The sequence below is a fragment of the Sorangium sp. So ce362 genome (assembly GCF_051519845.1).
Lineage (GTDB): Bacteria > Myxococcota_A > Polyangia > Polyangiales > Polyangiaceae > Sorangium.
Genome location: NZ_CP150332.1, coordinates 1 through 12,698 on the forward strand (window position 1 = coordinate 1; position 12,698 = coordinate 12,698).

A 12,698-nucleotide genomic window follows, 5' to 3' on the forward strand; every position below is an offset into this window, starting at 1 on the left:
ATGACGATTCCGAAACACGAGCCGCGCGAAGTCTTCGATCAGGCGATCGAGCATACGCGGACGCTTTCGCCCGCAACTTTTGATCAGTGGTTCGGGGGAGTTCAGTTCGATGATCTGACCGACGGCGTGCTCACGCTGCGCGTCCAGAACGAGTTCGTCCTCGAGTGGGTCAGGGACAACTTCCTGCCGTCGCTGACGGACAAGATCCGCGAGCTCACCGGCTGGTCGGTCCAGGTGGCGTGGACGGTCGATCAGCACCTCGACTCGCCGATCGCGAAGCGCGTGGAGCTCACCCCGGTGCGCCCGCGGGCGCTCGTGGTGCGTCCGACGAGCACGGCGCCGGCGCCGGTGCCCCGGCCCGAGCCGTCGCTCCGGCGCGTCTCGTCGCTGCCGGACGACCTGAACCCGAAGCACACCTTCGCGAGCTTCGTCGTGGGCCCGTCGAACCAGCTGGCGCACGCGGCCGCGATCGCGGCGGCGGGCGGCGGAGGCCGCCGGTACAACCCGCTCTTCATCTGCGGCGGTACGGGGCTCGGCAAGACCCACCTCATGCACGCGATCGCGCACCGCGTCTTCGAGGGCAGGCCGGACGCGCGGATCATCTACGTCTCGGCCGAGAAGTTCACGAACGACTTCATCACGGCCATCCAGCACCACCGGATGGACGAGTTCCGCGCGCGGTACAGGTCGAACTGCGACGTGCTGCTTGTCGACGACATCCAGTTCCTGGCCGGACGCGAGCAGACGCAGGAGGAGTTCTTCCACACCTTCAACGCGCTCCACACGCTCGACCGGCAGATAGTGGTGACGAGCGACAAGTACCCCCAGAACCTCGAGCGCATGGAAGAGCGCCTCGTCTCGCGGTTCTCCTGGGGGCTCGTCGCCGACATCCAGGTGCCGGAGCTGGAGACGCGCGTCGCGATCGTCCGGAACAAGGCGGCGCTCGAGGGCATCGCGCTCACCGACGACGTGGCGCTCTACCTCGCGCAGATGGTCCGCTCCAACGTCCGCGAGCTCGAGGGGACGCTGATCCGGCTGGCGGCCAAGAGCTCGCTCACCGGTCGCCCCGTGGACCTCCCGTTCGCGCGCGCCGAGATCACGGCCACGTCGCCGCCGCGGGCGCAGATGATGAGCGTCGAGGACATCCAGCGCGCGGTGTGCCACCACTTCCACCTGCGCTCGATCGATCTCACGTCGAAGGACCGCCACAAGAGCGTGGCCTTCGCGCGCCACGTGGCGATGTACCTGTGCAAGCAGCGGCTGAAGTGCAGCTTCCCGGAGATCGGGCGGGCCTTCGGCAACCGCGATCACACGACGGTGATGAGCGCCGTCCGCAAGATCGAGGCGCAGCGCGACTCCGATCCGCAGGTCCGCGCCCACCTCGAGGCGCTCGAGAAGAAGCTCGCCGACGAATAGGGCGCGCCGCGCGCCGAACAACGCGCGCCGCGCGCCGAAGTAGGCGCGCCGCGCGCCGGAGATCCTGCCGCAGCCGCTGGGCGGTCAGAGCTCCGACAGCGCGGTGCGCGCGTCGTCGGCGACGAGCTTGTTGCTGTACGCGGAGGCGAGCGCGAGCACCTCCGCGAGCTCGCCGCGCGCCTCCTCGACCTGGCCCCGCTGCTTCAGGAGCGCGCCGAGCAGGTACCGGCTCTCCAGGGCGTCCGTCCGGTAGGAGCGCGCCTCGGCGTAACGCGCGAGCTCGCGCAGGAGATCGCCGGCGCCGGCCGCGCCGCTCAGGCCGTCGAGGTAGGCGAGGTGCGCGCGGTTGATCGAGACGAGGCGCTCGTGGCCGCTCTCCTCCGCGAGCTCCTTCGACTCGGTGAGCGAGGCGTAGGCGCGCGGCAGATCGCCGAGCCGGCGGCTCGCGTCGCCGAGGTTGTGCAGCGCGGCGGCGGTCTCGAAGCGCAGGCCCGCGGACCGGGCGAGGTCGACGGCGCGCGCCGAGGTCTTCACCGCCGCGGCGAAGTCGCGGAGGAAGACGTGCACGAGGACGCGCTGCTTCTCGCGCTCGCTCGCCGCCGCGAGATCGCCCGGGTTGCCGAGCGCCTCGGCCAGATCGAGCGCGCGGATCGCCGCCTCGATGTCGCCCGTCGCCGCGCGCGTCTGGGAGATCGCGAGCAGCAGCCGCTCGTCGTCGATGTCGCCCATCGCCTCGAGCTGCTCGACCGCGCGGACCGCGCGGGTGAAATCGCCCGTCCTCACGCCGATCTCCGTCTCGCACGCGAGCGCCTTGCGGCGGAGGTCCTCCCGGTCGCCGGTGAGGGCGTACGCCTCCTCCAGCCGCGCGTACGCGTCGGCGAAGAGGTCCACCGCGCCGAGGGCGCGCGCCACGTCGACGCGCGCCGAGAGCTTCTGCTCGGGGGTGCCGGCCTCGTCGATGCGCCGGAGCGCGCGGGCCGCGACGTCGCCGAGGTCGGGCGCGGAGCGCACGCGCACGACGACGTCCGCGAGCGCGCCGAGCCACGCGGAGAGCTCCGCCGGCGAGCGGTGGGCGTGGTCGCCGAGGTCGAGCGCCTGGGAGATGAGCCGGAGCGCCGGGTCGAGCTGGCTCGCGCGGATCTTGTGGAGCGCCGCCCGCGCGTGGAACGTGGCGGCCCGGTCGCGATCGCCGGCCTGGTAGAAATGCTGCCCGATGCGCTCGGCGTGCTCGGCGCTGTCCTCGCCCACGACCGCGAGGTACGCCGCCGCGGCCGCGGCGTGCAGCTCCCGGCGGAGCTCCGGCGGGATCGCGTCGAGGACGATCTCGCCGTGCATGGGCGACGCGAAGCTCGCCTGCTCGGGGCCCTTGAGCCGCAAGAGATCGCGGGTCGCGAGCCCCGAGATCGCGCGGTTCACGAGCGAGAGCTTCTGCTGGAGGAGCGCCGCGAGGACCTCGGTCGGCACCGGATCGCCGAGGATCGCCGCCGCCTGGAGCACGGCGCGGTCGCTCGGGTCGAGCCGCCGCACCCGGGTGGCGATGAGCGTGCGCAGCGAGCGCGGCACCGCCGAGGCGCCGTCGAGCCGGGCCTTCACGGCGCCGCCGACGACGCTGAGCGCGCCGGAGTCGCTCAGCTCCTTGATGAGCTCTTCGAGGAAGAGCGGGTGGCCGCCGGCGCGCTCGCGGCAGAAGGCGAGCACCTCGGGCGGCAGGAAGGTCGCGCCGATGCGCGCCGACATGAGGCGCGCGCTGTCGCTATCCGAGAGCTCGCCGACCTGGATCCGGTAGAAGTGGGGGTGCGCCTCGAGCAGCGGCGGCGGGTCGCTGCGCGTCGCCAGGATCAGCACGGCGCGGAGCCCGCCGGCGCGGCCGGCCGTGGCGAGGAGGGTCTCGGCGGTGAGGTGGTCCATCGCCTGCGCGTCGTCCCAGGCGAAGCAGTGGAGCCGATCCTCGCAGAGGCTCTGCACCATCCGCGGGAAGGCCGCGCGCAGGATCGCGGTCGTCCCCTGCGGCGCCCGCTGGTCGACGAGCGCCGCGCCGAGCTGGCCGAGCACCGCCGCGGACTCGTCCTCGCGCAGGCCGAGCGCGCGCAGCCGCGGCAGCACCGCGCGGATGCGCTCCTCGTCGTCACCCTCCTGGATGCCGCAGAGCACCTGCAGCATCGCGGTGAGGCCGCTCCACGGGACGTCGGCGCCGTTGTGCGGGCACGACGCGACGTAGACCCCGACGTTGTAGTCGCCCTTCGAGAGCCGCCGCTCCATCTCGGCGAGCAGCCGCGTCTTGCCGATGCCGCGCTCGCCCTGGATGACGGCGATCTGCGCGCGCTTCCTCGTGGCGTCGGCGAGGATGTCCCCGAGCTGCTTGAGCTCGTCGCGGCGGCCGACGAAGCGGCCGTACGCGCCGTCCGGGGGCTGCGCCGAGGTGACCACGCGGCCCCCCTCGGGCGCGGTCCGGCCCGCGCCGGGCAGCTCCTCGGTCGTGAACGTGTTGCGGAGGACGCGCCCGGTGAGGTGTGACACGGCCACGTGCGACTCGGTCGCGCGGGCGAGCGCCTGGGCCGAGGCGATGAGCGACGTGAGCCGCTCGTCCCGGATCGGGGCGCCGCCGCTGTCGACCAGGATGCGGGCGAGGTGGATGCCGGCCGAGGCGGCCGCGCCCCCGCCGCGCGAGCGCAGGATCACGAGGGCGGCGCGCACCGCGGCCTCGGTGTCGCGGCCGTCGGCGTCGCCGAGCCCGAAGACCGCGACGAGCTGCGACGCCTCCTGCTCGAGCAGGAGCGCGCCGTAGCGCGCCAGCACCTCGCGGGCCCGCCCGATGCGCCTCGCCGCGTCGTCCTCGGGGCCCGTGAAGATGAGCACGAGCGCCGTGACCTCGCGCCGTTCGCCGAGCCCGCGCGCGGACGGGCTGCTGTCGGCCTTCTCGAGCAGCTGGAGGAGCCCCGACGCCGTGCGGCTGCGCGCGCTGCTCGTCGTGTGCGGCACCTCGACCGGCGTGCGCTCGTTGGCCCCGATCGGCTCCTCCTCGAGCACGGCGCTCGCCTCGAGCGCGGCGCCCGCCTTCTCCTCGTGGAACGGCTCCAGGAACTCGGCGAGGTCGTTCGCCCCGAACCGCTCGCCCGTCGCGTAGAAGAACCCGAGGAGCGCCTCGTGCAGCCGCCCGGCGTCGGGGACCCGATCCTCGACGTTCCTCGCGAGCATCGTGCTCACGATGTCGACGAGCGAGCTCGGCGCGTCGGGGCGCACGAGCGCGAGCGGCGGGTACTCGCTCGCCTGCAGCCGCCGCATGACCTCGAACGCCGTCGGCGCCGCGAACGGGTTCGAGCCGGCGATCATCTCGTAGAGCACCGTCCCGAGCGAGAAGAGGTCGCTCCTGCCGTCGATCGCGTCGGCGCGCGACTGCTCGGGGCTCATGTACGCGAGCTTTCCGCGGATCCTGCCGGCGCGCTTCTCGCCGACCTCCTCCTCGGTCATCGACTGCGTCGCCTTGGCGATGCCGAAGTCGGTGACCTTCACCTCTCCCTCCCAGGAGAGCAGGATGTTCTGGGGCGAGATGTCGCGGTGGACGATGCCGAGGGGGCGCGACTGCTCGTCGCGCCGCCGGTGGGCGTGGTCGAGCGCCTTCGCGATCTCGGCCGTCATGAAGACGGCCATGCCGAGGGGGATCGGCCGCTTCAGCCTCCGGCAGCGGGCGAGCAGCGTCGCCAGGTCGAGCCCGGGGACGTACTCCATCGCGATGAAGTAGCTGGTCGGATCGCCGTTCGGATGGTCGACGCGGCCGAGGTCGAACACCTGCACGATGTTCGCGTGCGAGAGGCGGACGGCGAGCTTGGCCTCGTGCACGAACATGTCCACGAAGCGCCCCTGCTCGGCGAGCTTGGGGAGGATGCGCTTGATGACGAGGACCTTCTCGAACCCCTCGACGCCGAAGCTCTTGGCCTTGAAGACCTCGGCCATGCCGCCTTCGCCGAGGCGCTCGAGCAAGCGATAGCGTCCGAAGGTCTCGTTCAGCATCGTCCCGTCGAAGCCCCGCGCAGCCTAGCGTCTAGAGCGCGCGCGGCGCTCCGGAGGGGACGGCCTCGGATCGGCGAGCGAGCCGGTCTTTGCTCCCCGGCTGCGTCGCCCGGCCGCGCGTCACGTCTCGACCGCCTTGTTCGCGCCGGCGTCATCGTCCCCTCCATACATCGACTCGGCGATCCGGAACGCCGCCCCCTCGAGGCGCGCGTACGCCGCCCGGAGCGTGTCGAGATCGCCGCCGCCGTCGAGCAGCTTCCGCAGCGCGGCGCACTCGGCGTGGACCTCGCCGAGGAGCTCGGCGTCGAGCAGATCGCCGTAGCCCTCGAGGGCCTGCTCGGTCGTGTAGGCGAGGGTCTCGGCCTGGTTGCGGATCTCGGCGAGCTCGCGCCGGAGCGCGTCGGTCTCCTTGAACCGCTGGCCCTCCGAGACGAGCCGATCGACCTCGTCCGGCGTGAGGCCGCTCGTCGGGGTCACCCGGACCTCCTGCACCCGCCCCGTCCCGAGATCCCGCGCCTCGACGCGCACGATGCCGTTCTCGTCGATGCGGAAGGTGACCTGGATCTTGGGCAGCCCGCGGGGCGCGGGCGGGATGCCGGTGAGCTCGAAGCGGGCGAGGCTCCGGCAGTCGGCGGCCATCTCGCGCTCGCCCTGGAGCACGTGCACGGGGACGAAGCTCTGGTTGTCGACGCTCGTCGTGAAGATCTCGCTCCGCTCGGTCGGGATCGTGGTGTTCCGCGGGATGAGCTTGAACATCACGCCGCCGCCGGTCTCGACGCCGAGCGACAGCGGCGTCACGTCGAGGAGCAGCACCTCGTCCACGTGCCCCGAGAGCGCGGCGCCCTGCAGCGCCGCCCCGACCGCGACGACCTCGTCGGGGTTCACGCCCTTGTTCGGCTCCCGGCCGAAGAACTCGCGCACCGCCGCCTGCACCGAGGGCATCCGCGTCATGCCGCCGACGAGGACCACGGTGTTGACGGCCGAGACGGGGAGCTTGGCGTCCCCGAGCGTCGCCCGGCAGACGTCGATGGTCCGCCGGATGAGGCTCTCGCAGAGCATCTCGAGCTCGTTGCGCCGCATCGTGCGCTCGAGGTGGAGCGGCCCGCCGCCCGGGCCGACGGCGATGAAGGGGATGTTGATCTCGGTCTCGAGCGACGACGAGAGCTCGTGCTTCGCCTTCTCCGCCGCCTCCTTGAGCCGCTGCAGCGCCATGCGATCCCGGCGCAGATCGATCCGGTGCATGCCGTCGAACTCGTCGGCGAGCAGGTCGATGAGCCGCTGGTCGAAATCCTCGCCGCCGAGGTGCGTGTCGCCGCCGGTCGACTTGACGCTGAAGACGCCGCTCGCGATCTCGAGGATCGAGATGTCGAACGTCCCTCCGCCGAGGTCGTAGACCGCGATCGTCTCGGCCTTCACCTTGTCGAGGCCGTAGGCGAGCGCCGCGGCGGTCGGCTCGTTGATGATCCGGCGCACCTCGAGCCCGGCGATCCGCCCCGCGTCCTTCGTCGCCTGCCGCTGCGCGTCGTCGAAGTAGGCCGGGACGGTCACCACCGCCTCCGTCACCGGCTCGCCGAGGAACCGCTCGGCGACCTGCTTCATCTGGCCGAGGATCATCGCCGAGATCTCGGGGGGCGAGTAGCTGCGCCCCTTGACCTCGACCCAGGCGTCGCTGTTCGACGCCTCGACCATCTTGTACGGGGCGAGCAGGACCTGCTTGCTGACCTCGGGCGCGCTGAACTTGCGGCCCATCAGCCGCTTCACCGCATAGATGGTGTTCTGCGGGTTCGTGACCGCCTGGCGCCGCGCCACCTGCCCGACCAGGCGCTCACCGCTCGCGGGGAAGCCGACCACGGAGGGGGTCGTGCGCGCGCCCTCGGCGTTCGGGATCACCCGCACGTCGCTGGCCGAGGCGACCCCTGCCCCTTCGACGACCGCCACACACGAGTTCGTCGTCCCGAGATCGATGCCGATCACCTTCCCCATATGCGGCGAAAGATACTACAGACCTGGATGCTCGCTGGGTGGGCAGACGACCGTGGCGCCCGCGATATTTGGGGAGATCGTGCGGTGAGGTGGCGGGGCACAGCAGATCCCGGAGAGGACCACCGCCCTGATGCGCATGAGGCAGGAGGTGTGCGCCCGGGGAACCGGCGCGCGCCGCCGCTGGAAGATCAGCCCGCTTCGGAAGCCGGCTCGCCGGGCGAGCCCTTCGAGACGACGACCATGGCCGCGCGGAGGAGGTAGTCGCCCTGAATGTATCCCGGCTGGACCTCCGCGATCACGACGCCGGCCGGGTGCTCGGTCGACTCGATCTGCTGGATGGCCTCGTGCACGCTGGGATCGAAGGGCTTGCCGACGGCGGCGATGCGCTTGATGCCCATGCGATCGAGCGTGTCGACGAACTGCTTCGCCACGATCCGCACGCCCTCGGCGACCGACTTCGCGTCGGGCGCGCTCTCGGCGTGGCTGGCGGCGCGCTCGAGGTTGTCGAAGACCGGGAGCAGATCCTTCAGGATCGTCTCGCGACCGCGGCGCTGCGCCTCATCGACCTCGCGCCGGGAGCGCTTACGGAAGTTGTCGAAATCGGCGGCGGTGCGCAGCAGCTGCTCGCGCATCCGCGCGGCCTCCGCCTGCGCCTCGCCGAGCTTGTCTTCGGGGGTGGGGGCTCGCTGCTCCGCCGGCTCTGCGCGTTCCGCCTGCGCTTCCGCCGTCTCCCCCGTGTTCTGGTTCGACCCATTTTGTTCCGAATCGCTCATAGGACGGCCGGCACTATAGCCAGCCGCGATCCGCTGGCAATCTCCAGGCCGAAGTCGGCCCGCGGCGGGCGAGCGCCGGCGCGTCCGGCCGGCCGCGCCTCCCGGGACCGGCCGCGGGCGCTCGCCGGTGTCCGTGACCGGGCGCTCTGGACGCGCGTTTCGCCCAGGTCTCGGCGATCAGCAGCGGCCATGCATCCACCGTTTGCTCCGACCCCCTGCCCGGCGTTAGATCGGCCCCATGAGCATCGCCACGAGCCCGGGCGGCGACCCCGCCCCGGCGAACGCCTCGACGCCCGCCAGCTCGCCGCTCCTCGCGGCGCAGAAGCACCTCCTCGGCAACTACCGCCAGCCTGCGTTCGTCCTCGACCGCGGCCGGGGTTGCGAGCTCTTCGACACGGAGGGGCGCAGGTATCTCGACATGTGCGCCGGGGTGGCGGTGGCGTCGCTCGGGCATGCTCACCCGCGGCTCGTGGCGACCATCGCCGAGCAGGCGGGCCGCCTCATGCACGTCTCCAACTACTTCTTCAACGCGGAGAACCTCCGCCTCGCCGAGGAGCTCTGCGCGAAGACCGGCTTCGACCGCGCCTTCTTCTGCAACTCGGGCACCGAGGCGAACGAGGCGATGCTCAAGCTCGCGCGCCGCCACTTCTTCAACCGGGGCGAGACGGAGCGCTACCGGATCGTCGCGTTCGAGAACGCGTTCCACGGCCGCACCCTCGGCGCGATCGCCCTGACCGGGACGCCGAAGTACCGCGAGGGGTTCGGCCCGCCGCTCGCGGGCGTCACCCACGTGCCTTACGGGGACGTGGCCGCTGTGCGCGCCGCCATGGGCCCGGACGTCGCGGGGATCCTCGTGGAGCCGGTGCAGGGGGAGGGCGGCGTCCTGCCGGCCCCGGCCGGGTTCCTCGCCGAGCTGCGGCGCATCGCGGATGAGCACGGCGCGCTGCTGCTCCTCGACGAGGTGCAGACCGGCATCGCGCGCACGGGGCACTGGCTCGGCTCGATGTACGACGGTGTCCAGGGCGACGCAGCGGCGCTCGCGAAGGGGCTCGGCGGCGGCTTCCCTGTCGGCGCGCTGGTGCTGCGGGAGCGGCTCAACGGCGCGCTGCCCCCGGGCTCGCACGGCTCGACCTACGGAGGCAACGCGCTCGCCTCCGCCACGGCGCGCACGGTGCTCGCGGTCATCGAGGACGAGAAGCTCTGCGAGGCCGCCCAGAAGCGCGGCGAGCAGCTCGGCCGCGGCCTCGCCGCGATCGCCGCGCGGCTGCCGGGCATGTGCGCCGGCGAGCGCGGGCGCGGCCTGCTCCGCGGGCTCATCCTCGCGCCCGGGGTGGACGGGCGGGCCGCGCTCGGTCGCGCGCGCGACCGGGGCGTGCTGCTCACGATCGCGGGCAGCAACGTGCTCCGGTTCACGCCGCCCCTCATCGTGAGCGAGGCGCAGATCGACGAAGCTCTGGCCGAGGTCGAGGCCGCGCTCGCCGAGACGCCGGCTGCGGGTTGAGGTGGTCGCGTCGCGCGCAGCCGGGCCCACCGTCGCGCCCCTCCCGTGCTCGGGCTGCAGCAAGCTGATCGATCCGCTGCGCGCGGGGCACGTCGCGATCTTCGACCAGCGCTTCCACTATTTCTGCAACGCCCGGTGCCGCCACACCTTCCTCGGTGAGGCGTCGCCCGCGCCGGGCGACGTCCGGCCGCCTGGCCTCGCGGCGCACGGCGCGGCGTTCCTCGGCGCTGCTGCTCGAGGGAGCTCGCCGGGGACGCCACCGGGCGCCGCCGGGCCGTACGCCTCAGCGCCGCGCGCCGAGCCCGCGCGGGCGGGCTCGGACGAGGGCGCCACGCGCATCGCCGATCTCGACGCGCCGATCGTCGACGCGTTCCCGCCCGTGTCGCTCGACGAGAAGCTCCCGGACCTGCCCCTCCTCGACGACGATCGCGCGCTGCTCGAGCCGATCGGGAACACCATCCTGAGCGAGGAGCCGCAGCGCTACGAGGCGGTCGAGGCGCGGGACATCGGCGCGCTCCTGCTCGTGCTCGCGATCATCGCGGGGACGCTCGCCGTCGCGCTCACCCTCGCCGGGGACGCGAAGCTCGTCATCGGCGCCCGCATCGTGCTCGCCACGGTGAGCGCGGGGATGCTCCTCGGCCGCGCCGCGACGACCGCGCGCGACGCCACGGACCCGCACCCGGCGCCGATGCTCGCTCCCGTCCTGGGCGGGCTCGTGGCCGCCGTCTGGGCCCTCTTCGGTCAGGATCGCGCGCTCGCGGCCGAGGCCGCGTCGCTCGCGGGCGTGATCGCCACCGCCAGCGCGATCAGCGCCTGGCTCATCGAGAGCGCCCGCCACCGCGTGTTCGCGGAGCGGGGCTGGATCGCGTCGGTGCTCTCCGCGCCGGCGCGCTGGCCGCCGGGCGCGTGGGCGCCGAGCCCGGCGCCCGCCGACCGAGCCCTTCCGCGCGGCGACGACGGCGCCGCCGAGGGCGCCGGGGTCGAGCTCTACGAGCTGCGACCGGGCGAGAGCGTCCAGGTCGACGCGGGGGATGTCGTCCCCGTCGACGTCGTGGTCACGGGCGGCGACATCGAGGTGCTCCCGTGGATCGGCGCGACCACGCCGGCCCGTCGCCGCGACGGCGACCCGGTCATCGCCGGGGCCACGGTGGTCCGGGGCCGCCTCGTCGGCGCGTGCACCTTCTCCGGCGGCGATCGCGCGGTCGCGCGCGTGCTGCTCGACGCTCGCCGGCGCGCGGACGCCCTCGCGCCGATCGCGCAGGCCTCGCGCGCCCTGACCGAGCGCTGGGCGTTCGGCGCCGCGGCGATCGGCGCGCTCTCCGCGTTCGTCGCCGGGCGGGCGCCCGTCGAGATCGCGATGACCGCGGCCGCCGTGCTCGCCGCGATGGCCACGGCGATCACGGCTTCCATCGCCTCGGTGCACGTCGCGCGGGGCATCCTGCTCGGGCTCCGCCGGGGCATCGTCTACAAGAGCGCCGACGCCTGGGATCGCGCAGGCAGGATCTCGGTCGCCGTGTTCTGCGCGCGCGGCACGCTGCTGCTCGGCGAGCCCGAGCTCGCGGAGCTGGAGGCGACCGGCCAGAAGCTCACGCCGAGCGACGTGCTCGCGCTCGCGGCCGGGGCGGAGCGCACCGAGGAGCACCCGGTCGCCACGGCGATCGTCCGCGCCGCCCGCGTCCGCGGCCTGCGGCCCGACGGGGTGCGCAACCCCAACTTCCACCCAGGCCTCGGCGTGACGGCCGTCACCTCGTCCGGCGAGGAGCTCTGCGTCGGCAACCGCGCGCTCATGCTCGAGCAGCGGATCTCGATCGCCGCGGCCGAGAGCCGCGTCGCCGAGCTCGAGGCGCTGGGGCGCACCGTGGTCCTCGTCGCGGTGGGCGCCCGCCTCGTCGGCGTCATCGGCCTGCAGGACGGGCTGCGCCCCGGGGCGCGGGCCGCCATCCAGCACCTGCTCGACGCGCAGATCGAGCCCGTGCTGATGTCGGGCGACGCGCGCGAGACGTGCGAGGCGATCGGCCGCTCGCTCGACATCGACCACATCCGCCCCGAGGTCCTCCCCGCGGATCGCGGCGCCGAGGTGCGCCGCCTGATCGACGCGGGCACGAGCGTCGCCGTCCTCGGCCACGCCGGCGTCGACGACGCCGCGCTCGGCGCCGCGGACGTCTCGGTGGCCCTGGGCGCGGCCGGCTCCGCGCCCGCCGACTTCTCCACGGTCCTCGCCTCGGACGACGTCCGCGACGCTGCGCTCTCCCTCGCGCTCGCGCACCGCACGCGCCTCGAGGCGCGCGTCGGGCTCGCGCTGAGCGTCGCCCCCGCGCTCGTCGGCGCCGCGGTGATCTCCGCGTTCGTGCTCCCGCCGGCCTACGCCCCCATCGCCTCGCTGCTCGGCGGCGTCATGGCCGTCGTCCACGCCCGCGCGCTCGACGCGAAGAGCTGAGCGCCGCGCGCGGCCTGCAGCGCCGGCGCGGGCTACGAGATGCTGGAGGCCGCGTCCTTTGTGTCGCGGCAGTCCAGGCAGACGCCGTACATCTCGTGCTTGTGCCAGGTCACCTCGAAGCCGTACTTCGCGGCGATCTCCTCCTGGAGGGCCTCGATGCGCGGCTCCTCGAACTCGATGATCTTCCCGCAGCTGACGCAGATCAGGTGGTCGTGGTGCGCGCTGGCGTCGTCCGCCAGCTCGTAACGGCTGAGGCCGTCGCCGAACCGGCGCTCCGAGGCCACGCCGCACTCCGCGAGCAGCTTGAGCGTCCGGTAGACCGTCGCGTACCCGATGCCCCGGTCGTGCGCGCGCACTTCCGTGAGCAGGTCCTCGATGGTCATGTGCGGCGCGCCCGAGAAGAAGGTGTCGACGATCAGCCGGCGCTGCGCCGTCGACCTCAGCCCCTTCTTGGCCATGTACGCCTGGAGACGGGCGCGCAGCCGGTCGAGGGCAACTTTGTCGACCTGGGTCACGCTGTCCCCCTCCCTCGCGATGACGGCCATGACGAGTTTATCCCGTTCGCGGCGAACCGCGTCAA

General features: G+C 73.2%; 7 protein-coding genes. 3 read left to right on the forward strand and 4 right to left on the reverse strand.

Translation table 11 applies throughout. From position 1 onward, the window contains the following. Window positions 1-1,416 carry a chromosomal replication initiator protein DnaA gene (gene dnaA / locus WMF17_RS00005; protein ID WP_437599911.1) on the forward strand — a complete coding sequence of 472 codons (1,416 nt, stop codon included), beginning with the start codon at window positions 1-3 and terminating at the stop codon, window positions 1,414-1,416. An 84-nt stretch (window positions 1,417-1,500) separates the two neighbouring features. On the opposite strand, the gene WMF17_RS00010 is transcribed toward dnaA, so the two are convergent. From WMF17_RS00010 to grpE, 3 genes are all read right to left on the reverse strand, one after another. Further along, complete coding sequence (locus tag WMF17_RS00010) at window positions 1,501-5,424, reverse strand: serine/threonine-protein kinase (RefSeq protein WP_437647279.1); 3,924 nt, start codon at window positions 5,422-5,424, stop codon at window positions 1,501-1,503. Window positions 5,425-5,544: 120 nt separating this feature from the next. Beyond that, window positions 5,545-7,407 (reverse strand): molecular chaperone DnaK, encoded by a 1,863-nt coding sequence (dnaK, locus tag WMF17_RS00015; protein ID WP_437599914.1) that lies wholly within the window; start codon window positions 7,405-7,407, stop codon window positions 5,545-5,547. Window positions 7,408-7,595: 188 nt separating this feature from the next. Continuing rightward, window positions 7,596-8,180 (reverse strand): nucleotide exchange factor GrpE, encoded by a 585-nt coding sequence (grpE, locus tag WMF17_RS00020; RefSeq protein ID WP_437599915.1) that lies wholly within the window; start codon window positions 8,178-8,180, stop codon window positions 7,596-7,598. Between the two features lie 238 nt (window positions 8,181-8,418). Here grpE and WMF17_RS00025 point away from each other — a divergent pair, with 238 nt between their 5' ends. Further along, on the forward strand, window positions 8,419-9,681 hold the full coding sequence (locus tag WMF17_RS00025; protein ID WP_437647281.1) for an aspartate aminotransferase family protein: 1,263 nt from the start codon (window positions 8,419-8,421) through the stop codon (window positions 9,679-9,681). Between the two features lies 1 nt (window position 9,682). After that, window positions 9,683-12,118: an HAD-IC family P-type ATPase gene (locus tag WMF17_RS00030; protein WP_437647282.1), complete on the forward strand. Its 2,436-nt coding sequence runs from the start codon at window positions 9,683-9,685 to the stop codon at window positions 12,116-12,118. Between the two features lie 32 nt (window positions 12,119-12,150). Here the strand turns inward: WMF17_RS00030 and WMF17_RS00035 are convergent, their stop codons facing one another. Then, window positions 12,151-12,663 carry a Fur family transcriptional regulator gene (locus WMF17_RS00035; RefSeq protein WP_437599919.1) on the reverse strand — a complete coding sequence of 171 codons (513 nt, stop codon included), beginning with the start codon at window positions 12,661-12,663 and terminating at the stop codon, window positions 12,151-12,153. Window positions 12,664-12,698: the final 35 nt, after the last annotated feature.